Annotated in this window: 19 protein-coding genes; 6 read left to right on the top strand and 13 right to left on the bottom strand. The window is 73.0% G+C overall.

Translation table 11 applies throughout. The annotated features are described in order from the left end of the window. Positions 1–118: 118 nt before the first annotated feature. From ABZ479_RS00925 to ABZ479_RS00915, 3 genes are all read right to left on the bottom strand, one after another. Positions 119–1,753 carry a peptide ABC transporter substrate-binding protein gene (locus ABZ479_RS00925; RefSeq protein WP_500459181.1) on the bottom strand — a complete coding sequence of 545 codons (1,635 nt, stop codon included), beginning with the start codon at positions 1,751–1,753 and terminating at the stop codon, positions 119–121. Positions 1,754–2,467: 714 nt separating this feature from the next. After that, on the bottom strand, positions 2,468–4,363 hold the full coding sequence (typA, locus tag ABZ479_RS00920; protein WP_500459180.1) for a translational GTPase TypA: 1,896 nt from the start codon (positions 4,361–4,363) through the stop codon (positions 2,468–2,470). 169 nt (positions 4,364–4,532) lie between these two features. Further along, on the bottom strand, positions 4,533–6,296 hold the full coding sequence (locus ABZ479_RS00915) for an ABC transporter family substrate-binding protein (protein ID WP_500459179.1): 1,764 nt from the start codon (positions 6,294–6,296) through the stop codon (positions 4,533–4,535). A 353-nt stretch (positions 6,297–6,649) separates the two neighbouring features. Here ABZ479_RS00915 and ABZ479_RS00910 point away from each other — a divergent pair, with 353 nt between their 5' ends. From ABZ479_RS00910 to ABZ479_RS00895, 4 genes are read left to right on the top strand one after another with little or no spacing between them, the layout of a single operon-like run. Continuing rightward, the gene (locus ABZ479_RS00910) at positions 6,650–6,943 is read left to right on the top strand and encodes an Rv0250c family protein (protein WP_499607147.1); all 294 of its coding nucleotides are present in this window, start codon (positions 6,650–6,652) and stop codon (positions 6,941–6,943) included. Between the two features lie 10 nt (positions 6,944–6,953). Next, positions 6,954–7,799 carry a succinate dehydrogenase subunit SdhC gene (gene sdhC, locus ABZ479_RS00905; RefSeq protein WP_500459178.1) on the top strand — a complete coding sequence of 282 codons (846 nt, stop codon included), beginning with the start codon at positions 6,954–6,956 and terminating at the stop codon, positions 7,797–7,799. After that, positions 7,799–9,754 carry a fumarate reductase/succinate dehydrogenase flavoprotein subunit gene (locus ABZ479_RS00900; RefSeq protein WP_500459177.1) on the top strand — a complete coding sequence of 652 codons (1,956 nt, stop codon included), beginning with the start codon at positions 7,799–7,801 and terminating at the stop codon, positions 9,752–9,754. Before sdhC ends, ABZ479_RS00900 begins: the two co-directional genes overlap by 1 nt. Continuing rightward, positions 9,751–10,518: a succinate dehydrogenase/fumarate reductase iron-sulfur subunit gene (locus ABZ479_RS00895; RefSeq protein WP_499607154.1), complete on the top strand. Its 768-nt coding sequence runs from the start codon at positions 9,751–9,753 to the stop codon at positions 10,516–10,518. The genes ABZ479_RS00900 and ABZ479_RS00895 overlap by 4 nt, the downstream gene beginning before the upstream one ends. Positions 10,519–10,551: 33 nt before the next feature. Here ABZ479_RS00895 and ABZ479_RS00890 read toward each other — a convergent pair whose 3' ends face one another. From ABZ479_RS00890 to ABZ479_RS00850, 9 genes are all read right to left on the bottom strand, one after another. Next, positions 10,552–13,170 carry a SpoIIE family protein phosphatase gene (locus ABZ479_RS00890; protein WP_500459176.1) on the bottom strand — a complete coding sequence of 873 codons (2,619 nt, stop codon included), beginning with the start codon at positions 13,168–13,170 and terminating at the stop codon, positions 10,552–10,554. A gap of 145 nt (positions 13,171–13,315) precedes the next feature. Then, entirely contained in the window at positions 13,316–15,955 is a 2,640-nt protein-coding gene (locus tag ABZ479_RS00885; RefSeq protein ID WP_500459175.1) for a SpoIIE family protein phosphatase, read from the bottom strand. Between the two features lie 369 nt (positions 15,956–16,324). Continuing rightward, positions 16,325–16,732: a (deoxy)nucleoside triphosphate pyrophosphohydrolase gene (locus ABZ479_RS00880; RefSeq protein ID WP_500459174.1), complete on the bottom strand. Its 408-nt coding sequence runs from the start codon at positions 16,730–16,732 to the stop codon at positions 16,325–16,327. A gap of 27 nt (positions 16,733–16,759) precedes the next feature. Continuing rightward, positions 16,760–16,927: an SPOR domain-containing protein gene (locus ABZ479_RS00875; protein WP_361808082.1), complete on the bottom strand. Its 168-nt coding sequence runs from the start codon at positions 16,925–16,927 to the stop codon at positions 16,760–16,762. After that, entirely contained in the window at positions 16,924–17,361 is a 438-nt protein-coding gene (locus ABZ479_RS00870) for an RpiB/LacA/LacB family sugar-phosphate isomerase (protein WP_499607164.1), read from the bottom strand. Before ABZ479_RS00870 ends, ABZ479_RS00875 begins: the two co-directional genes overlap by 4 nt. Positions 17,362–17,651: 290 nt before the next feature. Beyond that, on the bottom strand, positions 17,652–18,407 hold the full coding sequence (locus ABZ479_RS00865) for a GntR family transcriptional regulator (protein ID WP_499607167.1): 756 nt from the start codon (positions 18,405–18,407) through the stop codon (positions 17,652–17,654). Between the two features lie 90 nt (positions 18,408–18,497). Continuing rightward, positions 18,498–19,784 carry a M14 family zinc carboxypeptidase gene (locus tag ABZ479_RS00860; protein WP_500459173.1) on the bottom strand — a complete coding sequence of 429 codons (1,287 nt, stop codon included), beginning with the start codon at positions 19,782–19,784 and terminating at the stop codon, positions 18,498–18,500. Positions 19,785–19,951: 167 nt separating this feature from the next. Continuing rightward, positions 19,952–20,923, bottom strand: a complete 972-nt coding sequence (locus tag ABZ479_RS00855) for a hypothetical protein (RefSeq protein ID WP_500459172.1) — start codon at positions 20,921–20,923, stop codon at positions 19,952–19,954. A 152-nt stretch (positions 20,924–21,075) separates the two neighbouring features. Next, the gene (locus ABZ479_RS00850) at positions 21,076–22,116 is read right to left on the bottom strand and encodes a carboxymuconolactone decarboxylase family protein (protein WP_500459171.1); all 1,041 of its coding nucleotides are present in this window, start codon (positions 22,114–22,116) and stop codon (positions 21,076–21,078) included. A 212-nt stretch (positions 22,117–22,328) separates the two neighbouring features. Here ABZ479_RS00850 and ABZ479_RS00845 point away from each other — a divergent pair, with 212 nt between their 5' ends. Next, entirely contained in the window at positions 22,329–23,525 is a 1,197-nt protein-coding gene (locus ABZ479_RS00845; RefSeq protein WP_500459170.1) for a sensor histidine kinase, read from the top strand. Then, positions 23,522–24,226 carry a response regulator gene (locus ABZ479_RS00840; protein ID WP_500459169.1) on the top strand — a complete coding sequence of 235 codons (705 nt, stop codon included), beginning with the start codon at positions 23,522–23,524 and terminating at the stop codon, positions 24,224–24,226. Before ABZ479_RS00845 ends, ABZ479_RS00840 begins: the two co-directional genes overlap by 4 nt. Here ABZ479_RS00840 and ABZ479_RS00835 read toward each other — a convergent pair. Beyond that, the gene (locus ABZ479_RS00835) at positions 24,165–25,235 is read right to left on the bottom strand and encodes a DUF4190 domain-containing protein (protein WP_500459168.1); all 1,071 of its coding nucleotides are present in this window, start codon (positions 25,233–25,235) and stop codon (positions 24,165–24,167) included. The genes ABZ479_RS00840 and ABZ479_RS00835 overlap by 62 nt on opposite strands. Between the last annotated feature and the right edge of the window lie 416 nt (positions 25,236–25,651).

Here is a 25,651-nt window from a genome sequence, read left to right as displayed (position 1 = left end):
GGCCCTTCCCCCGTCCTCCTCTTCGGGAAGACGGGAGAAGGGCCCCCCAGCCGTTGCCTGCACCCCGCGCGTCCGACGTCTCCGTCAGCCCCGCACCGGCGTGCTCACTACGCGATGGTTACTTCTTGACCTCGACGCCGGTCAGGATCGGGTCACCGTTCTGGGCGTACTGGACGTTCGAGACGTTCTCCGAGTAGCCGGCGTTGACCTTGTAGTACCAGAGCGGGATGGCAGGCATGAGCTCGACCATCTTCTTCTCGACGGCCTGGTACTCCTTGACCGACTCGTCAAGCGTGGCCGCGGTGTCGGCCTTCTTGATCATCTCGTCCAGCTCCTTGTTGGAGAAGCCGGACTGGTTGCCCGCCGAGGTGGTGGCGTACAGGTCACGGATGAAGTTGGCGTTCACGGGGTAGTCGAGCACCCAGCCACTGCGGTAGATCGACTTGACCTCGTGGGCGTCGCGGGCGTCCAGGTCGCTCTGGAAGTCGGCCTTGGAGTCGCCGGCGCACTTGACGCCAGTCGCGTTGGTGATGCTGTTGCAGACGGCCTCCACCCACTCCTTGTGGCCACCGTCGGCGTTGTACTGGATGGAGATCTTGTTGCCGGGGACGCCGCCGCCGGCCTTGATGAGCTCCTTGGCCTTCGCGGGGTCGTACTTGAAGACGTCGCCGCCCACGTTGTCCTGGTAGCCGAGCACGCCCTTGGCGACGAAGCCGGTGGCGGGCTCACGGGTGCCCTGGAGCACGGTCTTGGTGATGGTGTCGCGGTCGATCGCCATCGACAGACCCTGGATGACCTTGGGGTCGACGTTCTTCCACTGCTTGGAGTAGAAGGCCGGGACGATGGACTGGATGGCGGAGTACGCCTGGTCCACGGCGCGGTCACCGAGGTCGTCACGGTAGACCGGGAGGTCCTTCGGGCCGATCTGGCGCAGGACGTCGACGTTGCCGGACTTCAGGTCCTCGTACGCAGCCTCGAGGCCGGTGTAGTTCTTGAAGATCACACCGCCGTTCTTCGCCTTGTCCGGGCCCTTGTAGCCGTCGAAGCGCTTGACCTCGATCTGCTTCTTGTGGTCCCACTTGACGAACTGGTACGGGCCGTTGCCGACCGGGTTCTCGCCCGCGGCCTTCGGGTCCTTGTAGAAGGACTCCGGCAGCGGCGAGAACACCTCGTAACCGAGCTTGTACACGAAGTACGGGATCGCGGTGGTGAGCTCGATGGTGAAGGTCTTGTCGTCGACGACCTTCAGGCCCGACATGGCGTCGGCCTTCGGCTTCGCGCCCTCCTTCTCGGGGTGGACGTCCGCGAAGCCCTTGATGTCGGCGAACCACGACGCGTTGGTCTGGGCGTTGTTGATGTTGGCGGCCCAGTTCCACGCCTTGACGTAGGACTCCGCGGTCACCGGGGTGCCGTCGTGGAAGGTCCAGCCGTCCTGCAGGGTGACGGTGTAGGTCTTGTTGTCCTTGGTGTCCACCGACTTGGCGTTCACCATGACGATGTTGCCCTTGGGGTCGTAGTCCACGAGCTGCGCGAACAGCGAGCGGACGACGATGCTGCCGTTGGACTCCATGGTGTTGGCAGGCTGCAGGGGGTTCTGCGGCTCGCCGACCTCGACGGAGAACTTGCCGTTGGGGTTGACGCCGCCAGCGTCGTTCTTGCTGCCCTTGTCGCCACCGCCGCCACCGCAAGCGGTAGCAGCCATAGCGACGATGATCGCACCTGCGACCCAAGTGGCGCTCTTGGCACCGCGCATGGGTTTGCCTCCTCAGGAGTCACTGTTCTTACGTGAAAGGGCCGGCCTCACTGACACCCCTGACAGTGATTCCGGTCACCTGTGCTCGTGAGTCGGCGCTCCCCATAAGCGCTTGGACCCATTGACCCGAGCTCAACGGCTCCAACTATCGGTCACGTTGGGCCTACGAACCACACACTTACGATTTCGTTTTGGTCACAACCGGTCCAAAACAATCCCGCAATTCGGACATTTAGATTGTAGACAGACACCGACGAAACGGACTTGTAACACAAGTACCGGTGAACGTCGTCCGGTATCCGGACGTCGCCGGACTGAAATCCGGTTGCCCTCAAAGCGCGTAGATTCCACGCGAATGTACGTGCCTGACGGGCCGACAGGGAACGATGTGTCGCGCCCGCGCCAGTGGCGCAACCGCGACACATCGGCACCCCCGGGGCCGATCCCCGCACAGCGGGCGACGCGGCGGTGAGTTCGGTCACACCGGGCTCCCGCAAGGGCCCTGGATGTGACCGGTGTCACGGGGAACGGCGTTCCGCGCGCACCCGGACCCCCGGGGGACGCCCGGCGATGTCGCACATGCGACACGGCGGGCCGCAGCCGGTGGCCGTCATGGAGCGGCCCGGCCGCCCCGGGGGGACCGAGGACGGCCGGGCCGCTGTCGCCGCCGCCGAGGACCCGGTCCGCGCCGCGGGGGCGCGGACCGGGGAGGCCTCAGCGCTTGGCGCGGGAGGCGGTGCGGCCGCGCTCCTTCTGGTCCAGGACGACCTTGCGGATGCGGACCGTCTCCGGGGTCACCTCGACGCACTCGTCGTCGCGGCAGAACTCCAGCGACTGCTCCAGGGAGAGCTTGCGCGGCGGGACGATCGCCTCGAACGAGTCGGCCGACGAGGACCGCATGTTCGTGAGCTTCTTCTCCTTGGTGATGTTGACGTCCATGTCGTCGGCGCGGGAGTTCTCGCCGACGATCATGCCCTCGTACACCTCGGTGCCCGGGTCGGTGAACAGCACACCGCGCTCCTGGAGGTTCGTCATCGCGAAGGCGGTGACGGCACCGGCGCGGTCGGCGACCAGCGAACCGTTGTTGCGGGTCACCAGCTGGCCGAACCACGGCTCGTGGCCCTCGTGGATCGAGTGGGCGATGCCCGTGCCGCGCGTTCCGGTCAGGAACTCGGTACGGAAGCCGATCAGACCGCGGGAGGGGACGACGAACTCCATGCGGACCCAGCCGGAGCCGTGGTTGGACATGTTGTCCATCCGGCCCTTGCGGGTGCCCATGAGCTGCGTCACGGCGCCCATGTGCTCCTCCGGCACGTCGATGGTGATGCGCTCGACCGGCTCGTGGACCTTGCCGTCGACCTCGCGGGTGACGACCTGCGGCTTGCCGATGGTCAGCTCGAAGCCCTCACGGCGCATCTGCTCGACCAGGATGGCGAGCGCGAGCTCACCGCGGCCCTGGACCTCCCAGGCGTCCGGACGCTCGGTGTCCAGCACCCGGAGGGAGACGTTGCCGATCAGCTCGCGGTCGAGACGGTCCTTGACCTGGCGAGCGGTGACCTTGCGGTCCTTGACCGCGGACTTGACGGCGCCCTTGCCGCCGGGGCCGCGACCGACCAGCGGGGAGGTGTTGGTGCCGATGGTCATGGAGATCGCGGGCTCGTCCACCGTGATCAGCGGCAGCGCGACCGGGTTCTCCGGGTCGGCCAGGGTCTCGCCGATGGTGATCTCCGGGATGCCCGCGACGGCGCAGATGTCACCGGGGCCGGCCTTCTCGGCGGGCTTGCGGGTGAGCGCCTCGGTCATCAGCAGCTCGGTGATGCGCACGTTCGCGATCGAACCGTCGCGCTTGATCCACGCGACCGTCTGGCCCTTCGTGAGCTCGCCCTGCTCGACGCGGAGCAGCGCGATACGGCCCAGGAAGTTGTCGGCGTCGAGGTTGGTGACGTGCGCCTGGAGCGGCGCGGCCTCGTCGTACACCGGGGCCGGGACGTGCTCCAGCAGCGTGGAGAAGAACGGCTCCAGGCTGTCGCTGTCGGCCGGGACGGTGCCGTTCTCCGGCTTGGTCAGCGAGGCCACGCCGTCGCGCGCGCAGGCGTAGACGATCGGGAACTCGATCTGGTCCTCGTCGGCGTCCAGGTCCAGGAACAGGTCGTACGTCTCGTTGACGACCTCGTCGATCCGGGAGTCCGGACGGTCGGTCTTGTTGATGCAGAGGATGACCGGCAGCTTCGCGGACAGCGCCTTGCGCAGCACGAAGCGGGTCTGCGGCAGCGGGCCCTCGGAGGCGTCGACCAGCAGCACGACCGCGTCGACCATCGACAGGCCGCGCTCGACCTCGCCACCGAAGTCGGCGTGGCCGGGGGTGTCGATGATGTTGATCGTGATGGGTTCGCCGCCACCCTTGGGGTGGTACTTCACGGCCGTGTTCTTCGCGAGAATGGTGATGCCCTTCTCGCGCTCCAGGTCGTTGGAGTCCATCATCCGGTCGTCCAGATGCTGGTGCGCGGCGAAGGCTCCGGCCTGCTTGAGCATGGCGTCCACCAGCGTCGTCTTGCCGTGGTCGACGTGGGCGACGATGGCGACATTACGAATGTCGTTACGCGTGGGCATACTGGGGCGCTTCTCCCGGGTAGGTAGGTGGGGCGGCGTGCCCTCGTCGGCACACCTAGCCCGCCGGGCGAGTCAAGCCGCGGCCTCACCCCATGGTACGGGGCCCGGGCGGCAAGGACCGCCCGGGCATGATCGTCACCGTCGCCGGGGGCTCACGCGGGGGGTGCGGTCACTTCCTGAAGCCGATGTCCTGGAAGCGCGGGGTCGCGAAGCCGAAGGCGCCCGCGTTGAGGACGTCCTTGCGCAGGGCGACCAGCTCGGGGCGCTGGTAGAGGGGGATGGAGCCGGCCGCCGCCCAGATGCGGGCGTCGGCGCGGGCGGCGAAGTCACGGGCCTTGCCGGGGTCGAGTTCGCCTGCGGCCTGGTCGAAGAGCTGGTCGATGAGGTCGGTGCCGACCCGGGGGTAGTTCTGCGCGACGACCAGGGAGCCGTCCGGCGCCGGCTCGGGCTTGGCGAAGATCGGACGGGTGTCGGTCGCCGGGTAGGGGGTGCCGGGCCAGCCGTAGAGGGCGAGGTCGAAGTCGCCGGCGGCGACGTGGTCGCGGAAGAAGCTGTCGTCGGCGACCCGCTGCAGCTCGGTGCGCACGCCGATGCCCGAGAGCATGGTGGCGATGCGGTCACCGACCGCGTTCAGGGTCGCCGAGGACTTGGGGAGGACGAAGCGCAGCGTCAGCGCCTTGCCGTTCTTGCGCAGCACGGTCTTGGCCGGTTCGACGACGCTGACCTCGACCTTGCGGGCGGGCGCCGCCTGGTTGCGCTCCGCGGCCCCGGCGCCACTGCCGGTGCCCGCCCCGGCACCGGGGTCCAGGGCGGTGCGCTGCCAGCCCGCGGCGGCCAGCAGCGCGCGGGCGGCCTTCGTGTCGGAGGTGCCGAGCGCGGAGCTGTGGTCGGCGTACCCGGCCTGGGTGAGCAGCAGCAGGTGGTTGCCGAGCGGTTCCTCGGGCAGGCCGAGCGGGCCCAGCACCGCCTTGGCGATCGCCCGGCGGTCCACCGCGCGGGCCACGGCGTGCCGCACCTCGTCGTCGGCGAGCGGCCCGGTGGAGCCGTTCAGCGCGAGCTGCGTGTAGGAGGCGGCGCGCGTCCGGTACACGGCCACGTGCTTGCCGGTCACGTCGCGGTCGACCTCCGCCACGTCCAGCGCGCCCGAGGCCAGGTCGCCGGCCCGCTCGTGCGCGGGCGTCACGGCGAGGACCAGTTCGGACAGCTTGGCCCGGTCGCCCCACCACTTGGCGTTGCGTTCCAGCGTGACGGACTTGCCGCTCGCGCTGCGGACCTTGAAGGGCCCGCCGGACGCCGGCAGCGTGCGGCGCGCCCCCTCGTTGAAGGACTTGGCGGTGCCGGTGACGGCCTTGGGGTACAGCGGCGTGAACAGTGCCTGCCAGTCCGCGTACCGCTTCTTGAAGGTGACCTTCACCTCGTGCGCGTCCTTGCCGGCCGTGACGGCCGAGATCCGGTCGTACCCGGCGTTGCGCGCGCTCCAGAACGCGTCGTCGGTGCCGCGCAGCGCCTTCCACTGGGCGGCGAAGTCGGCGGCGCCGATCGCGCGGCCGTCGCTCCAGACCGCCTTGGGGTCGAGCCGGTACGACACCACCTGCTGCGGCTCGCTGCGCACCACTTTCGCCGACCGCAGCAGGTCGGTGTCCATCTGGGGACGGCCCTTGCCGTCCAGCCGGAAGGTGGCCGGCAGGACGGCCCCGGCGACCAGGGAGGTGGTCTCGTTCGCCCCGGCCTGGTACGCGTTCAGCGTGCCGGGGGCCGCGTCCACGGCCCAGCGCAGGGTGCCTCCGTCGCGCACCCCGTCGCGCGGCGCCGAGGCGAGGTCGGTCCCGGCGAGGGGGTCGTCCTTGCCGGCGGAGCACCCGGCGGAGGCGGCGACCGCGGCGGCGAGTGCCACGGCGGTCGCGGAACGGATCAAGGTGGCGCTGCGGGCCATGCGTGCGTACCTCCGCCAGGGAGCCATGATCACGGGGCGGTCTATTTGCCGCTTATCGCACCTACTGAAAGCCATTCCGCGACCCGGACGCCCTCGACACGTCGCGCGTCCCCGCCCTCCCACCCGCCCGGCGCAACGCCACGGCGGGCCCCCGCCCCGCGGAGCGGGCACCGCCCCCGCACGGGTGCGCGGCCTTCGGGGGAATCCCCACGCCACGGCGCGTCCGCACCGGGCGCGCGCCACCCGTAGGTGGGAGAATCCGTGCAGATCCCTTCCCAAGCGCGACTGTGACGCGCGACACTCGCTTGGCGCCAGCGTCGTGCACCCGCAACGTGGCGGAAGTGAGGACAGCCATGTCCCTGCAGGACGAACTTGCATCGGTACAGCGCCGGCTCGACGAACTGGGCCGGGCCGTGTCCAAGCTGGAGCAGCACGTCGGCGACAGCCTGGACATGAGGCGTGTACGTGCCGACACGAAGCACCTCAGCGACGACCTCGCGCTGCTGCGCGACAGCGTCGGGACCACCCCGGCCGCGCAGAAGCCGCGGCAGGACATGGTGACGATCCCGGATACGCCGTACGACCCCAGTCTCTGGTCCGGCGCGGAAGACGAAGGGCTGGGGGCGCCGGGCCGCCGAGCGCCCTAGGGAGTAGTCCTTGGCCACCGACACACAACCCCCCGCTCCACCGACTCCACCCGCTCCACCCGCGCGCCACGGCGTACTTTCCGCCGGGCGCGCGGCCATTCCGGCACGACATCTGCGCACCGACCGCTGGTGGGTGCAGCCCCTGCTGACCGCGCTCGGCCTGGGCGCCTTCGTCGTCTACTCGACCTGGCGGGCCTTCGCCAACGCGCACTACTACGCCGAGCCGTACGTCTCGCCGTTCTACTCGCCCTGCCTGGGCGCGAACTGCGCGGACATGCCCCTCGGCGCCCGCTGGCCGCTGTTCGGCGACTGGTGGGGGCTGTCGCCCGCGCTGCTGGTGCTGATCTTCCCGCTGGGCTTCCGCCTGACGTGCTACTACTACCGCAAGGCGTACTACCGCGGTTTCTGGGCCTCGCCGCCCGCCTGCGCGGTGGCCGAGCCGCACGAGAAGTACACCGGTGAGACGCGGTTCCCGCTGATCCTGCAGAACATCCACCGGTACTTCTTCTACTTCGCCATCCCGGTCGCCGGGATCCTGACCTACGACGTCGTGCTCGCCTTCCGCGACGAGCACGGGGCGTGGGGCCACATGGGCCTGGGCACCCTGGTGCTGCTGGTGAACATCGCCCTGATCTGGGCGTACACCGCCTCGTGCCACTCCTGCCGGCACATCGTCGGCGGCCGTCTGCGGCACTTCTCCAAGCACCCGGTGCGGTACCGCATGTGGACCTGGGTGGGGAAGCTCAACTCCCGCCACATGCTGCTGGCCTGGCTTTCGCTGGTGAGCGTGGCGCTCGCCGACCTGTACGTCTACCTGGTCGCCAGTGGGGCGTTCGACGATCCGAGGTTCTTCTGATGGCACAAGTCGAACGGCACGCGTACGACGTCGTCGTGGTCGGCGCGGGCGGGGCGGGGCTGCGCGCCGCCATCGAGGCGCGCGAGCAGGGCATGCGTACCGCCGTGATCTGCAAGTCGCTCTTCGGCAAGGCGCACACCGTGATGGCCGAGGGCGGCATCGCCGCGAGCATGGCCAACGTCAACCCGCACGACAACTGGCAGGTCCACTTCCGCGACACCATGCGCGGCGGGAAGTTCCTCAACCAGTGGCGGATGGCGGAGCTGCACGCCCGGGAGGCACCGGACCGGGTCTGGGAGCTGGAGACCTGGGGCGCGCTCTTCGACCGCACCAAGGACGGGCGGATCTCCCAGCGCAACTTCGGCGGCCACGAGTACCCGCGCCTGGCGCACGTCGGCGACCGCACGGGCCTGGAGCTGATCCGCACCCTCCAGCAGAAGATCGTCTCGCTGCAGCAGGAGGACCACCGCGAGTACGGCGACTACGAGGCCCGGCTGAAGGTCTTCCAGGAGTGCACGGTCACCCGGGTCCTCAAGGAGGACGAGCGGAGCGAGACGGGGGTGCCCCCCGGCCGAGGGCCCGGGGGGAAGGTGTCCGGCGTCTTCGGCTACGTCCGCGAATCGGGCCGCTTCTTCGTCGTCGAGGCGCCCGCCGTGGTGCTGGCGACCGGCGGCATCGGCAAGTCCTTCAAGGTGACGTCGAACTCCTGGGAGTACACCGGCGACGGGCACGCGCTGGCGCTGCTCGCCGGGGCGCCGCTGATCAACATGGAGTTCGTGCAGTTCCACCCGACCGGGATGGTCTGGCCGCCGTCGGTGAAGGGCATCCTCGTCACCGAGTCGGTCCGCGGCGACGGCGGGGTGCTGCGCAACTCCGAGGGCAAGCGGTTCATGTTCGACTACGTCCCCGACGTCTTCAAGGAGAAGTACGCGCAGAGCGAGGACGAGGGCGACCGCTGGTACGAGGACCCGGACAACAACCGCCGGCCCCCGGAGCTGCTCCCCCGCGACGAGGTGGCCCGCGCCATCAACTCCGAGGTCAAGGCGGGCCGCGGCTCCCCGCACGGCGGGGTGTTCCTGGACGTGTCGACCCGGCTGCCCGCCGAGGTCATCCGGCGCAAACTGCCCTCGATGCACCACCAGTTCAAGGAGCTGGCGGACGTCGACATCACCACGGAGGCCATGGAGGTCGGCCCCACCTGCCACTACGTGATGGGCGGGGTGGACGTCGACCCGGACACCGCGGCGGCGGCCGGGGTGCCCGGGCTGTTCGCGGCCGGAGAGGTGGCCGGCGGCATGCACGGCTCCAACCGGCTGGGCGGCAACTCCCTCTCCGACCTGCTGGTCTTCGGGCGCCGGGCGGGTCTGCACGCGGCCGAGTACGCCGCAGGGCTGGGCGGCGCCCGGCCGGCCGTCGCCGAGTGGCAGGTCGACTCCGCGGCAGCGGAGGCGCTGCGGCCGTTCAGTGCCGAGGCCGAGGCCGTGCCGGACGGGGCGCCCGAGAACCCGTACACGCTCCACCAGGAACTGCAGCAGACGATGAACGACCTGGTCGGCATCATCCGCCGGCAGGGCGAGATGGAGGAGGCGCTGACCCGGCTGGACGCGCTGCGGGTCCGGGCCCGGCGGGCCGGCGTCGAGGGGCACCGGCAGTTCAACCCGGGCTGGCACCTCGCCATCGACCTGCGGAACATGCTGCTGGTGAGCGAGTGCGTGGCCCGGGCGGCGCTGGAGCGCACCGAGTCCCGGGGCGGCCACACCCGGGACGACCACCCGGAGATGGACCGCCGCTGGCGCAAGCTCAACCTGGTCTGTGAACTCTCCGACCCGGCGGACGCGTTCGGCGAGGTGACGGTCGGCCGGCGCGAGACGGAACCGATCCGGCCCGACCTGCTCGCGCTCTTCGACAAGGACGAGTTGCTGAAGTACCTGACGGACGAGGAGCTGGACCGGTGAGTTCGTACACGGCGCACTTCAGGGTCTGGCGCGGCGACGCGGACGGCGGCGGGCTCCAGGACTACCAGGTCGAGGTGCACGACGGCGAGGTGGTCCTCGACATCGTCCACCGCCTGCAGGCCACCCAGGCGGGGGACCTGGCGGTGCGGTGGAACTGCAAGGCCGGCAAGTGCGGCTCGTGCAGCGCGGAGGTCAACGGCAGGCCGCGGCTGATGTGCATGACCCGCATGTCGGTGTTCGACCGGGAGGAGACCGTCACGATCACGCCGATGCGGACCTTCCCCGTGGTGCGGGACCTGGTGACGGACGTGTCCTTCAACTACGAGAAGGCCCGGGAGGTGCCGTCCTTCGTCCCGCCCGAGGGCGTGGCGCCGGGCGAGTACCGGATGCACCAGCAGGACGTCGAGCGCTCGCAGGAGTTCCGCAAGTGCATCGAGTGCTTCCTGTGCCAGGACACCTGCCACGTCGTCCGTGACCACGAGGAGAACAAGAAGGCGTTCGCCGGTCCGCGCTTCCTGATGCGGGTGGCGGAGCTGGACATGCACCCGCTGGACGCGGCGGAGGAGCAGGGCCTGGACCGCAAGCGGTCGGCCCAGGAAGACCACGGACTGGGCTACTGCAACATCACCAAGTGCTGCACCGAGGTCTGCCCCGAGCACATCAAGATCACCGACAACGCGCTCATCCCGCTCAAGGAGCGCGCGGTGGACCGCAAGTACGACCCGCTGGTCTGGCTCGGCGACAAGATCCGCCGCAGGAGCTGACCGGGACCGTCGCACCCGGCGTCGGGGCGCTGCTCAGAAGAGGCTGAGCAGCGCCTCGATCGTGTCCTCGCCCGTGCTGCCCTCGCCCTCGGAGGGCAGGTCCAGCTCGAACCACACCGTCTTGCCGCGGTGGGTGCGGCGGGACCCCCAGCGGGTGCTCAGCAGGGAGACCAGCTGCAGTCCGCGGCCGCCCTCGTCGGTGGCGCGGGCGCGGCGCCGGCGCGGCTGGACGAGGGCGTCGTCCCACACCTCGCAGACCAGCGTGCGGTCGCGCAGCAGACGCAGCCGGATGTCGCCCTGGCCGTGCCGCAGGGCGTTGGTGACCAGTTCGCTGACGAGCAGTTCCGTGGTGTCGACCAGCGCGGACAGGTCCCAGGAGAGCAGGCAGTCGCGGGCGAGTTCGCGGGCGCGGGCCACGGAGCGGGGGTTGGGCTCCAGCGTCCAGTCCCCGACGGAGTCGGCGGGCAGGCCGTGGACGCGGGCCATGAGCAGGGCGATGTCGTCCTCGCCGTGGGCGGTGTCCAGCCGGGCGAGTATGTGGTCGCAGACGTCCTCCAGCGGCCGCTGGGGTTCGTCGAGCGCGGCCCGGAAGGCGCGCAGGCCCTCGTCGAGCGGGTGGTTGCGGGACTCGACGAGGCCGTCGGTGTAGAGGGCGAGCAGGGCGCCGTCCGGCAAGTCGACCTCGACCTCCTCGAAGGGCTCCCCGCCGACGCCCAGCGGCATCCCGGTGGGCACCTCCAGCATCATGGCCTGCTCGCCGGGCTCGACCAGGACCGGCGGCATGTGGCCGGCGTTGGCGATGGTGACCCGGCGGGAGATGGCGTCGTAGACGGCGTACACGCAGGTGGCGAGGTAGACCTCGGACAGGTCCGAGCCGTCGGCCTCCTTGCCGCGCCGGCTGCTGCGGCCGTCGCCGCTGCCGCCGAGGCCGCGGGCGACCTCGTCGAGGGCGGTGAGCACGTCGGCCGGCTCGATGTCCAGCAGCGCCAGGGTGCGTACGGCGGTGCGCAGTTCGCCCATGGCGACGGCGGCGCGCAGACCGCGGCCCATGACGTCGCCGACGACGAGCGCCGTGCGGTGACCGGGGAGTTCGATGACGTCGAACCAGTCGCCGCCGACCTCCGTCTCCATGTTGCCGGGCAGGTAGCGGCAGGCGATGTCGAGTCCGGCGGCCTCGGGGTTGCCCGGCGGGAGCAGGCTGCGCTGCAGGATGAGGGCGCGTTCGTGCTCGCGCCGGTACAGCCGGGCGTTGTCGATGAACACGGCCGCGCGGGCGGCGAGTTCCTCGGCGAGCATCCGGTCCCGTTCGGAGAAGGGCTCACTGCCCTTGGCGCGGGCGAACTGGACCAGGCCCAGCACGGTGTCACGGGCGACGACGGGCACCGCGAGGGTGGACTGCACCAGGCCGCCGCCGAGTTCGCCGAGTTCCACCTCCTGGTCGCCGCCGTCGGCGCCTATGACCTGGGTCTGGGCGGTGCGCAGGGCGCCCGCCCAGGGCGAGTTGAAGGGGTAGCGGTGCACGGCGCCCACCGAGACCGGGCCGCCCGCGTGGCCGCCGTCCAGCGGGACCACGGGCGCGTCGGACACGGCGCTGGCGAAGGCGACCCTGCGCACCTCACCGCTGCCGTCGGCGGTGCCGACCGGGCCCTCCTCGCCGACCAGCAGCGCCTGGTACAGGTCGACGGAGGCCAGGTCGCAGAAGTGCGGCACGGCGACGTCGAGCAGTTCGCGGGCGGTGGTCTCCAGGTCCAGGGAACTGCCGATGCGCCGGCTGGCCTCGTTGAGCAGGGCGAGGTTGCGGCGGGTGTGCGCGGCCTCCCGCTCGGCCCGCTGGCGTCCGGTGACGTCCTGGGCGAGGCCCGCGACACCGATGGGGCGGCCGCTGCCGCTGTGCAGCCGGTACAGGGAGATCGACCAGCGCCTGCGGTTGTTGGTGCCCGAGCCGGAGGGGACGGTGCCCACGATCGTCATGTCCAGGACCGGATCACCGCTGTCCAGCACCTGCTTGAGCGCGGCCGTGAGCCGGTCGGCCTCGACCCGGGACAGGAAGTCGTGCGGGGTGCGGCCGCGGTGGTCGCCGGTGTGCCGGCCGAAGACGGTGGCGAAGCGCTGGTTGACCCGGAGCAGCTTGAGGTTGGTGTCGAAGAGGATGAAGCCCATCGGCGACTGGCCGAACACCGCCTGCGAGGACGCGAGGTCGGTCTCGATCTGGCGCAGCACGCGGACGTCCACGGCGATGCACAGCGCCCCGCGCGCCCCGGTCTCGCTGCGCGAGGGCATCACGTAGACCTCGGCCAGGCCCTCCTGGCCGGCCTTGTCGCGGTACGGCACGGTGCCGATCCACTCGCGGCCGTCGAGGATCTCCGCGATCCGCTCGTGCGCCCGGGTGCGCCGGTCCTCGGGGACGAAGGCGGTGATCGGGTCCTGGCCGAGCGCCTCGGACGCGGGAACGCCGAAGAACTCCTCGGCGCGCTCGCTCCACTGCTCGATCCGCCCGTCGGGGCCGAGGGAGAACGAGGCCACCCGGATGTAGTCGTAGAGGGAGCCGGGCGGACTGGACTGCCAGGCGCTCTGTGTCACGGCCTCAGGGTTCCGGGGCCCAACAGCCCCCGACGGCTCATCGCTCACGCCCGACCCCTCCAGCTCACACATACGGACCGGCTGGTGCCGAGTATCCAGCATTACCCCCGTTCCGCACATGCACTTGTCGATCACAGCATCATCTCGAGGCGTACGGATTCCGCCGACGCCCCACTTCAACTACCCTGCTCCGGCCCGCCGAACCGTGCGTGACCGGTCATCCGCGGGAGCCGCCCCCGGATGCCGCCGGGCCGCCGGGGAGAGCCAGCTCGAACCACACCGTCTTGCCCAGCGGGCCGTGCCGCGTCCCCCAGCGCCGGGAGGCGTGGGCGACCAGTTGCAGTCCGCGGCCGCCCTCGTCCTCCTCGGCCGGGGCGCGCCTGCGGGGCGGGTCGGGCAGCGGGTCGGAGACCTCGACCAGCAACGACGTACCGCGCACCATGCGCACGCCGATCGGCCCGCGGGCGTACCGCAGGGAGTTGGTGACGAGTTCGCTGACGAGCAGCACGGTGACGTCGGTGAGCTCGCGCAGGCCCCACTCCGCGAGGGTCTCCCGTACGTGCCGCCGGGCACGGCGGACGGCGCTCGGCTCGGCCGAGAACGTCCAGTGGGCGGTGCTGCCCTCCGGGAGACCGCCGAGGCGGGCCACGAGCAGGGCCACGTCGTCGGGTTCGCGGCCCTGGACGAGGGTGGCCAGCAGGTCGTCGCAGGCCTCCTCCAGGGAGCGCAGCGGACGGCGGGCGAGCACCGACCGCAGCCGGTCCATGCCGACGCCGATGTCCTCGCCGCGCGCCTCGACCAGGCCGTCGGTGTAGAGCACGAGGACGGAGGAGTCGGGCACGTCGAGCTCGACCGACTCGAACTCCACGCCGCCGACGCCCAGCGGCACCCCGGCCGGGGAGTCCAGCAGCCGGGCCCGGCCGCCCCCGTGGGCCGCGGGCTCCACCAGGACGGGCGGCGGGTGCCCGGCGCGGGCCACGGCGAGCCGCCGGGTGGAGGGGTCGTAGACGGCGTAGACGCAGGTCGCCGTCCAGCCCTCGGCGGTGCCCGCCGCGAGGTCGTCGCCGAGGTCGTCGACGCGGCGCAGCAGCTCCTCCGGCGCCATCTCCAGCGCCGCCAGGGTCCGCACGGCGGTGCGCAGCCGGCCCATCGTCGCGGCGGCGCGCAGCCCGTGGCCGACGACGTCGCCGACGACGAGGGCGACCCGGCCGCCGGCGAGCGGGATGACGTCGAACCAGTCGCCCCCCGCCGCCGCCCCGGTGCTGCCGGGGACGTAACGGAAGGCGAGGTCCACGCCGGGCGGCTCGGGCACGCTCCGCGGCAGCAGGCTGCGCTGCAGCATCAATGCGCCCTCGCGCTCACGGATGTAGAGGCGGGCGTTGTCCAGGGCGGCGGCGGAGCGGTCGCACAGCTCCATGGCGAGGTCGACGTCGTCCCGGTCGAAGGGTTCGCGCCCGCCGGCGCGGCTGACGACCAGCAGCCCGAGGACGATGCCGCGGGCCCGCAGCGGCGCGACCAGCAGGGAGTGGATGCCGAGGTCCACGGCGGCCTGCACCTTGGGGTCGCCCGGGAAGGTGGCGACGCCGTCGCGCAGTTCGTCCGCGCTGCGCACCAAGGCGGGCCGCGCGCTGTGCAGCACGGACCCGAACACGGACGCCCGGTCGACCTGGATGACCTTGCCGATGCCGAGCATCCGGTCGACCAGGGGCCCCTCCTTGACCGCCCCGATGCCGAGCTGGCGCATCTCGGTGCGCTCCCCGTACGGGGCGCCGGGCAGTTCGCCGCCGTCCGGCACGGCCGCGTGCAGGATCACCCCGCTGTAGTCGCTGAACCGCGGCACGACGGTCCTGGCCAGCTGCTCGGCGATCCGCCGCACGTCCAGCAGGTCCGCCAGGCGCGAGCCGACGTCGTTGAGCAGCGCCAGCCGGCGCCGAGTGCGCTCGATCTTCTCCGCGCTCTGCTGGCGCTCCGTCACGTCCATCACGCTGCAGCTGATGCCCAGCACCCGGCCCGCGCGGTCCTCCAGCCGGTGGTACGACACCGAGCGCCAGCCGCCGGAGGGGCCGGGCACGACGACGTCGATGACGGGGCGTCCGGTGGACAGCACGTGCCGCTGGAGGGTGGTCAGCTCGTCGGCGGCCCCGGCGGTCACGATCTCCTCGACGCGGTGGCCGAGGGTGTCCTCGGCGCGGACCTCGTTCATCCGCGTCAGTGCCTCGTTGACACGGACGTAGCGCAGCTCGGTGTCGAAGATGGCGACGCCCAGCGGCGAGGAGTCGAAGAGCGAGTCCAGGGCCGCCAGGTCGTGTTCCATGCCGCGGATCCGGCTCGTCTCGGCGATCGACACCAGGACGAAGGGCCGGCCGTCCCCGTCCACGAGGAGCGAGGCCCGCGCCTCGACCTGCACCCGGTGGCCGTCGCGGTGCCGGACGGCGAGCACACCGTCCCAGCGGCCGGTGCGCAGCAGCTCCGCCAGGATCCGCTCGCTGGGACCGGGCCGGGGCACGGAGGGCGTCCGCCGGGCGGCGGACACGGCTTCCGGGGGCCGCCCCGCCCGGCCGCCGTCCTCGACGGGGTCGAGCAGGACGGAGATCCGGCGGCCCACGATGTGCTCGCCCGCCCAGCCGAGCATCTCCTCCGCGAGGGGGCTCCAGAGCAGGACCCGGCCGGAGGTGTCGAGCATGACGACGGCCAGCCGCAGGGTGTCGAGGAGCGTCCCGGATGCGGTGGGCGGTCCGCCCGGCGCCCGTCCCGCGGGCCCCGGCTGCAGCCCGGCGTGGGCTCGCGCGTGCCCGGCCGGGGACCCGGGGCGTCCCGGGGCCTCGCCCTTCGCCGTGCCGTCCTCGCTCCCGCTCACGTGTGGGGACCCCAGACCATCGCAGGGCCACCGGCTCGGGGCCGGTCCCCGTCGGTGGATCAATCCCCCCATACCCGATATTCCGCACCGCATATCCGTCCCGGCGCGCCGCGGAGGGGCCGCGGGGCGTCCGGGCGCCTGGTGCGGCTGCGAGGGCGGGGGCCGGGGTGGTGGGACGTCCGGGCGGCGCGGGGCCCGGGAGTTCCCCTCCGGATCACCGGGCGTCGGCCCGCGGGGTCCGGGCCCGGGCCCCGGGCGAGGTCGCCCGGGCCCGTACGGGTCCGGAGCCCGAGCGGGCCGGGTGGTCCGGGCGTCCGGCCGGGGCGGGCCCGCGTCGGAAGGGACCCGCCAGGGTCGGGAGGGGCCGGATCAGTCCTGGGGGGTGGCGCGGGTGGCGGCCCAGGTGGCGGCGGGGCGGTCCTGGTCGAGCCAGTCCACCTCGTCGAGGCGGTCGGGGGTGAGCCAGCGCAGCTCGTCATGGTCCTCCAGGGGCCGGGGCTGCCCGGAGAGGATGCGGGCGGTCCACACCTGCAGGACGTAACCGGGCTTCAGCGGCCATTCCCCGGGGACCCGCTCCAGCGCCTCGGCCTCCACGCCCAGTTCCTCGCGGAGCTCACGGACCAGTGCCTGCGGCGCCGTCTCCCCGGGTTCAAGTTTCCCGCCGGGCAGTTCCCAGCGCCCCGCCAGCTCCGGCGGCGCGCTGCGCCGCGCCGCGAGCAGCCGGCCCCGGTCGAGCACGGCCGCGCCGACCACCACCGTCACGTCGTGCGTCGTCATGGGCGGCACCCTATCCGCGGCGGACGGCTACGACGCGCGCCGGTCTATCCGCTCGATGAGGTAGAGCTGCTTGTGGCCGCGGGCGTCGAGGGTGTCGGCGACGCGTTCGGCCTCCTGCCGGGTGGCGTAGCGGCCGACCCGGTAGCGGTTGCCGTTGTCGTCCTGACGTATGACGACCCAGACCAGCTCGCTCATCGGATCTCCTCCAGGTGCGCCACGTTGGCCCGGTCGTCGTCCTCGTCGCTCGGGGCGCCGGCGAACCAGGCGTCGAGGATCTCCCGGAGCAGGGGCCCGCTGGTCAGGCGCAGGCTCAGGGCGAGGGCGTTGGCGTCGTTCCACTTGCGGGCACCGTCCGCTGAGTACGCGTCGGCGCAGAGGGCGGCGCGCACGCCGGGCACCTTGTTGGCGGCGATGGAGGCGCCCGTGCCCGTCCAGCAGCACACGACGGCCTGGTCGGCGCGGCCCTCCGCGACCTCGCGGGCGGCGGTCTCCGCGCTCCAGGCCCAGTCCTCGCGATCGCCGGCGCGCAGCGCGCCGTAGGCGACCACGGTGTGCCCGCGACGGCGCAGTTCGTCGACGACCAGTCGCGCGACCGGCTCGTCCATGTCCGAGGAAACGGCGATGCGCATATGCCGGAGCCTACGCCCGAACGTGACGCGCCGGACACGTTCGGGCAGTATTCGACTCGATCGGGCCATGTTCGATGGGGAGTTGACTCAGAAGGGGCTCTTGCCCGCGCCCTTCGTACATCGGTGTGCGCCCCGGCGCCGCCCTCCGCCCCGCGCGCACCCCCGGCGCCCCGCGGACACGCGGCCCACCAGCGGCCTTGCCCGCACCGGCGCACAACGGGCGCGGCCCCCGGTACCGGGCCGGCGCGGCCCGGTCCGCTCCCCGGGCGCCGCCCGGCGCCCGAGGGGGGTCACTTCACCGGCATCCGGTACGACACCCGGTAGCGGTCGGCCGGGATGACGATGTCCGCGGTCTCGACGGGCAGCCCCGACGCGTAGTACGTACGGCGGATCTCGATGACGACGTGCCCGGGCACCCCGCCGAGCACCGCGGTCTCCTCCGCGAGCCCGGGCCGGGCGCCGACGTCCTCGGCCACGTTGTCGACCACGACGTCGAGTGCCGCCATGCGCTCCACCACCCCCTGGCCGGCCAGCGGGCCCTCCTCGGGCAGCAGGACGGGCGAGCGGCCGGTCACCGACAGCGGCTCCCAGGAGGTGGCGAGCATCATCGGCTCGCCCTCCGTCCGGTAGAGGTAGCGCGTGCGCATCACGCGGTCGCCGGGCTTGACGCCCAGCCGCTCGGCGATGCGCGCGTTCGCCGTGTCCTGGAAGCTGTTCGACTCCCAGGTGCCCTTGAAGCCCTCGTCGGCCTGCTCCTGCCGGAACGGCGTCGCCTGACCGCTGCCGGGACGGTAGCCCGTGCGCACGACCAGCCGTGGGTCGGGGCGCTCGCGCACGTACGTCCCGGAACCGGAACGGCCCTCGACGAAGCCCTCGGCCATCAGCACCTTGCGGGCCTCGAGGGCGACGGTGTCCGACACCCCGTACTCGGCGCGGATGCGGGCCTGCGAGGGCAGGCGGGTGTGCGGAGGGAGGCTGCCGTCGAGGATCTTCCGGCGGAGATCCTCGGCGACGCGCAGGTACGCGGGCTGCTCACCGAAAGGCACGTGCCCCTCCCTCGGGTTGACTGTGTGCAACAGCTTGACAACTCAGGGTTGCCACCCGCAAGCCTTCCGCAAGGCTTTACCCGTGTCGCGTCACCCGGGCAGCAGATCGAAGGCCGCCAGGACCACCCTGGCGTGCTGCTCCGCCTGGTGCCGCACCGGGATCCAGCGGGCCCGGTGCGCCGTCGCGTACGCCTCGCACCAGTCCGCCACCAGCCGCTCCAGCAGTTCCCGCACGGCCGCCGACGGGACCGGCGGCAGCTCCGCCGCACGGACCACCCGCAGCAGCATCGCGGCGGCGCGCAACGGCAGTCGCTGCGCGTAGATCTCGACGCTGCTGACCCGGGCCCGGGTCATCGCGGGCAGCGGCGGCGCGGCCGCCGTGCGCAGCGCCGGGTCCCAGTCAGCGGCGAGCGCCGGACCGACCGCGACGATCTCCTGCGCGGCACGCAGCAACGGCCCGCCGTCGTCGGGCAGGTGCGGCCGCACCTCCCCGATGAGCCCGCCGACCAGCAGGCTGGCGCGGCGCAGCGCCTCCCCCGCGGTGCGCAGCGCCCCGTCGGCACCCGGGTGCGGCGAGGTGTCCGCGGCGCGGTCGCACGCCCACATGGGCACCTCCGCTATCGCGGTCACCCCGCCGTACCGGTGGGCGTACGTCCAGGTGGAGTTGGAGGCGTCCTCGGGCGGGCCGCCCGGCGGCGGCAGCACGTACACCCCGGGGCCGGGGCTCGGCCAGTGGAAGGCGTCGGAGGAGCCGGCCTCCAGGGGGATGTCGAACTCGGCGGCGGACTTGGCGATCCGCTCCGCCAGTCGTGGGATGTCCCGGGTCACCTGGATGAAGGTGCCACCCACATCGATGCCGTGCAGCGAGCACTGCAGCACCGGCCGCAGCTCGTCGATGACCCCGATCAGCGCCCGGGTCTCGGGCAGGGCCCCGTCCAGGGTGCCGTCGTCCGGCAGCCACTCGGGCTGCTCCGCGGCGCGCGGGCGGAAGAAGTGCCGGTAGTGGCCGAGCATCGTGAACCGGGCGTCGGGGACGGCCTCGTTGAGCCGGGCGCCGTCCGGGTCCGCGCACAGCAGGAAGTGCCAGGCGGCGTCGGTCCCGTCGCGCAGCGCGGGGTCGGCGGTGACCCGGCGGGCCAGCAGCAGCGCGGTGGCGCCGCCGACCATCTCGTTGGCGTGCGGGCCCGCCACCACCAGGACGTTGCGCGATCCGTGCCCGACCGAGAGCAGCAGCAGCGGCTCCCCGGCCCGGGACAGGCCCACCGTCCGCAGCCGGCAGACGTCGGGCCTGCGCAGCGCCAGGGCCCTGGCCGCCGCGGCGACCTCGTCCACGGTCGGGTAGCGCTCGCCGACGGCGGTGTCCCCCGGAGATGTCATGCGGCCCCCCGCCTCGGTCCCTACGGTCAGGTTCGGATTGTTCCAATCCGTACGGAGCGGGGGCTAGAGCGCGTAGGGCGGCTGTCCGGCCCGGCACGACGGAGGGGTACGGCTGCTGACGCAGCCGTACCCCTCCTCCGCACGACGGGTGCGGGTGCCTGCGGGCGTCAGTGCCGGCGGGCGGCCTGACGGCGACGGGTCGCGACGACCACGGCGCCACCGGCGGCCAGCAGCACGGCCGCGGCGGCCGAGAGCATGCCGACGTTGCCGCTGCCGGTCTCGGCGAGGTCGCCCGAGCCGCCGTTGGGGGACTCGGAGGTCTCGGCCTCGACGGACCCGGACGGGGAGGCGGAGGCCGAGGCCGACGCCTCCTCGGAGGCGGGGGCGGTGTCCGAGGGGGTCGCGGTCGCGGCGGGGGTGGTCTCCTCGCCGCCGGCCGGCGTGGTCTCGTCACCGGCGGGGGTGGTCTCGTCGCCCGCGGGGGTGGTCGGGGTGTCGGTGGCCGGGGTGGACGGGACGGTCTGCGTGGTGCAGTCCTTCGTGCCGCCGTTCCACCAGGCGATCTTCTTGTCGCCGATGACCGCGTGGTCCGGGCCCTCGGGCAGGTCGCCGTGCTCGTAGCCGTCGTTGGCGTCCAGGACGCCGTCGTACTTCTTGTTGCCGTAGTACAGGTCGACCTGCGCGAAGCAGGTGACGTCCGGGACGGCCACGTCGAGCGTGTCGGTGCCGGTGGTGATCTTCACGGTGTCCCAGTCGTGGAACACCTGCTTGCCCGACGTCTGGAAGGTGGCGCCGTGGGTGCGGTAGGAGGCGAGGGACACGGTGCAGGACGAGGAGCCGTCCGCGACCCGGACCTTGACGTGGACCTTGCCGTCCTCGCCGGGCTTGAGGTTGACGTCGTCGACCTTGACCGACGGGTACCAGGCCGTACCGTCGAGCGAGAACTCGCAGCGGTCGGTGGAGGTCTTGGTGCCACCGCCCTGGCCGGGCTTGTAGCCGTGGTGGCCACCGCGGTCCCAGCCCTTGCCGCCCGGGCAGTCGCCGGCCCAGGCGGAGGTGGCACCCACGGCGGTGAGGGCGACGGCCGCGGCGCTCACGCCCAGCAGCCGTCCGACGGTGACACGTCGCGATATGGACATGCAGAACCCAATCTTGGCGTTGCGTGGCCCGGCGGGCGCGGCTGACGGCAGCTCTCCCCGTACGTGAGCAGGCCGAGGCGTCACCGGGCGAGTGGTCGAAGTGCACACGGGGCTCATCGGCCCCAGTGGCACCACGCATCGTCGTGGTTCTGTCAATGGGCTGTCAACCTGGGGCGACGCAAAGACTCGTGGAACGAGGTTTCGATCCTGCTCACGGCGGTCATGGCGCCGAAGGCCAGCAGCCGCACCAGATCGGCGTCGTAGGGGTCGGGATCGGCGATCCGCCAGGCTTCCGCGTCGGCCTCGGTGATCCGGTACGGGGCGAGGGCGGCGAGCAACGCCAGCCGGGCGCCGGGACGTTCGGCGACGGGCACGGCTGCGAGCGCCGCGGCGGCCGGATCGCCGCCGAGCGGCGGCGGCGTGCCGTCCCAGGCGTCCACGGCGGCCACGACCGCCTCCCGGGCCGTGTCCCCGAGCCGTTCCCCGCCGACGGCCGCGGCCCGCCGCAGCGCCGCGAAGGCGGTGCCCACCGGGGCGTCGGCGGCCCACCGTGGCACGGGCCCGGCCGGACCGCGCAGCAGGGGCAGGCTGGCGCCGGGCGGCAGCGGCCTGCGGACGGTGCGGGCCAGGGCCCGGCCGCCGAGGCTGCGCACCAGCCGCAGCCGCTGCAGCCCGCCGGGGAGCAGGTCCTCGGTCAGCAACGCGGACACCATCCGGTTGACGAAGTGGAAGGCGAGGGCGGTGCCGACGAACTCCGGCGCGTCCCGCGGAGCGAAGGGGTACGCCGCGGCCGCCGGGGTGCCGGGGGTCGCGGTCGCCCTGCCCCAGGCGACCAGCGCCGCCTGCCCGGGGTCGCCCGGCGTGCCGCCGCGGGCGACGGTCTCGGCGAGACGGTGGTCGCCGGTGGCGTGCAGCAGGACGGTGTGGGCGTCCACGCAGAACGGGCAGCGGTTCGCCGCCGACACCCCGACGGCGACCAGTTCCTTGTCGGCCCGCGGTACGCGGCCGGCGAGCAGCGACTCGCGCAGCACGGCCCAGGCCGCCGCGAGCAGGTCGGGGGCGGCCGACAACGCCACGAAGGTGGGCGCGTGACCGATGCCGAAGTCGGCGGCGAGCTGGGCGTAGACCGCGGCGGTCCGGCCCGTGGCGCCGCCGGGCGGCGCGGGGGTGGTGAGACGGAAGGGCGTGGGCATGGCCGGGCCTCCTCGCTGACGGGCTCGTGGACGCTGGTGTGCGCGACGGGTCGATCGTGGCCGTCCGGGGGCCGTCCGGTCGTCGTCCGCGGGAAGGGACCTGCCGCTGCTCCGGGCGCCGCGGGCGCGGGCCGCACTACTCCGCCGGGAGTAGCCGCGGAGCCGTCTTCGGGGAGGACGTGCCGCCGGGCGCGGCGGCGTAGGGTGCGGGCATGGGTGGCACGCTGATCGGGCGTCAGGGATGGGCCGGGCTGCGGGGGTGGCGGGGCCTCGCCTTCGACGCCGTGGCGGGTCTCGTCCTCGCCGCGGGCGTCCTGCTGCTGCCCGGCGGGCCGCACCCCACGAACGCCCTCGACCTGGCACTGGGCCTGGTGGGCACGCTGGCCGTGTGCGGGAGCCGCCGCCGTCCCGCGGCGGCGCTGCTGCTGTGCACCGGCTGCATGCTGGCGTACGCGCTGCGGGTGCACCCCGGGCCCTCGGCGGCGTTCCCCGTGCTGGTCGCCGTCCACATGACCGTCAGGGCGGGCGGCAAGCGGCTTCCGGTGCAGGTGTCCGCCCTGACGTTCCTCGCCGGCTACCTCGCCTCCGGGCAGCCCGCGCCCACCTCCGCGCAGTCCACCGCGCTGCTGCTCGGCTGGTTCCTGGCCTCGGTCGCCATGGCCGTGGTGGGCCGGCACCGCCGGGCCTACCTGGAGCAGCTGGAGCGACGGGCCCTGGACGCCGAACGCACCCGCGAGGAGGCCGCGTTGCGCCGGGCCGGCGAGGAGCGGCTGCGGATCGCCCGGGAGCTGCACGACTCGCTCACCCACAGCATCTCGATCATCAAGCTGCAGGCCGGGGTCGCCGTGCACCTGGCCCGCAAGCGCGGCGAGGAGGTGCCCGACACGCTGCTGGCGATCCAGGAGGCGAGCGGGGAGGCGATGCGGGAGCTGCGCGCCACCCTGGAGGTGCTGCGCGGCACCGGCGGCGGCCACGGGCTGGACCGGATCGAGGACCTGGTGGAGCGCTCGCGCACGGCCGGGCTGCCGACCAACGTCACGGTCGGCGGACGCGAACGGCCGCTGGCCGACGGGGTCGACCGGGCCGCGTACCGCATCGTGCAGGAGGCCCTCACCAACGTCACCCGGCACGCCGGGCCGCAGCCCCGGGCCACCGTCCGCATCGAGTACGGCGACCGGGAACTGGTCGTGCAGGTCGACGACGACGGCACGGCGACCCCCGCCGACGGCACGGTGCCCGGGGTCGGGCTGACCGGGATGCGGGAGCGGGTGGCCGCGCTCGGCGGACGGCTGCGGGCGGGGCCGCGGCCCGAGGGCGGCTTCTCCGTACGGGCCGAACTCCCCCTGGACGCGCTGCCGGCGGCCGCCACGGCGAAGCCGGGCGGGGCGCCGCTGGAGGAGGTGTCGTGATCCGTGTGCTGATCGTCGACGACCAGGCGCTGATGCGGGCCGGTTTCCGCGCCCTGCTCGACGCCGAGGAGGGCATCGAGGTGGTGGCCGAGGCGGGCGACGGGCAGCAGGGCGTCGAACTCGCCCGGCGGCACGTGCCCGACGTGGTGCTCCTGGACGTCCAGATGCCGGTGCTCGACGGGATCGGCGCGACCCGGCTGATCGCCGCCGACCCACGGCTGGCCGGGGTGCACGTGGTCATCCTCACCAACTACGGCCTGGACGAGTACGTCTTCGACGCGCTGCGCGCCGGCGCCAGCGGCTTCCTGCTGAAGGACACCGAACCCGCCGACCTCGTCCAGGCCATCCACGTCGCCCGGCGCGGCGACGCCCTGCTCTCCCCCGCCATCACCCGCAGGCTGATCGGCGAGTTCGTCTCACGGCCGCCCGACGCCACCCATGTGGCGGGCCTGGAGGCGCTGACCAACCGGGAGCGCGAGGTGCTCGCGCTCGTCGCCCGCGGGCTCAGCAACGACGAGGTCGCCGGACGGATGGTCATCAGCCCGCTGACCGCCAAGACCCACGTGAGCCGCGCGATGACCAAGCTGGGTGCCCGCGACCGCGCCCAACTCGTCGTCTACGCCTACGAGTCCGGGCTGATCACACCGAAGGGTTCGCCGCCGCGACCGTCGTGGCCAGCCCCAGTGCCTCCCGGGCCCTGACGGCCTCGCCGTGACCGCTGTGGGCGTCGGCGGCCTCGTAGTGCTCGTAGTAGGCGTCCGCGTCCTCCGCCTCGGCGGCCCTGGCCCACAGGACGCGGGCCTTCCCGGCCTCCGCCGCGAGCGCCGCGACCGGTTCCGCGGCGCCGGCCGGCCAGTCGTGGGCCTCGAGCGCCCGGGCCTCCGCGGCGAGGGCCACCGCGACCCGGCCGGCCCACTCCCGGTAGCCGTCGAGGTCGTCCCCGACGTACTCCTCCTCGGGCCCCTCGGCCATGACCTCGTTGAGGGCGCCGGCGGCCTCGAGGTAGGCGAGCTGGTGCGCGTCGAGGGTGCTCGCGTCCTGCCGCAACGAGCCCTCGAGCGTCCCCTTCGCCTTGCCGAACACGCAGGTCACCGCGCGGTCGCCGAGCTTCCAGCTCTCCCGGTCCGGGGCGTAGTAGTACACCTTGACGTCCGGCGGGACCGCCCAGCTGTCCATGGCGTAGCCGTCCGCCAGCCGCCGGCAGCGCTCCTCCACACGGTCCTCGAGCGCCGCGTCGCCCGGGTAGTCCTGGGACCCGGGCAGCCGGAACGCCCCGACCACCTCCGCCGCGTGCCGCCGGGCGCAGGGTGCGGCGTCCATGCCGGCGTCCGGGTCCTCCACGCCGGCGCCGGAGGTGCCGAAGCACTCGCCCCGGCGCAGCGAGAGCGCGCCGCTGTCCCGCGCCCCGTCCCGGGCGCCCTCCCTGAAGCCCTTGACGAAGGCGCCCGCGCCACCGGCGAGCACGAACGCGCACAGCAGCGTGCCGACGGCCGACAGCACCAGCCCGGTGACGGCCATGCCCCTGCCGCGCGCGCCCGTCCGCCTGATCTGCACCAGCGCGATGCTCCCCAGCACGACACCGGCCACCGGCGGCAAGCACAGCAGCCCGGTCACCAGCGCGGCCACGGCGAGCCCGTTCAGCGGCGCCCGCCGCGCCACGGGCGGGAGCACCGGCCGGTCGGGGTACGAGGGAAACGACGGAGGCTGCACGGAACGGCTCCTCACGGAAGGGCGAAGCGACGAACGCCCGCGCGAATATATCCCTCCCCCGGCCCCCGACATCCGGTGGCCACCGCCAGGGTTCGGGCGCACACGTCCAAGGGGGAAGCCACGTTGTCCGCCACGGCGGCCGGACACGCCCGGGACCGCATCGACTCCCGGCTCGTCGCCCGCGCCCCGGGGACGCTCGCGGCCACGCCGGACGAGGACGGCGACCACCGGAGCCGGACGCGGCGTTCCGGCGATTCCCGCTGCCGGGGCGGCTCCACGGTGCCCACTGGCCGGCCCGCGACCTGGTCGAGGGCGACGACGGACGGTCCGTCCCCGGACCCTCGGACGTCCGCGGCGGCTCGTTCTTCCTGTCGCGGGCCCGGGGGCTGGTCCGCTTCGACGGTGTCGACCCGGTG

It is taken from the genome of Streptomyces sp. NPDC005722 (assembly GCF_040630935.1).
Classification (GTDB): Bacteria; Actinomycetota; Actinomycetes; order Streptomycetales; family Streptomycetaceae; genus Actinacidiphila.
Note: the sequence above shows the minus strand (reverse complement) of the source record. Positions and strands in the feature narration are given on the sequence as shown.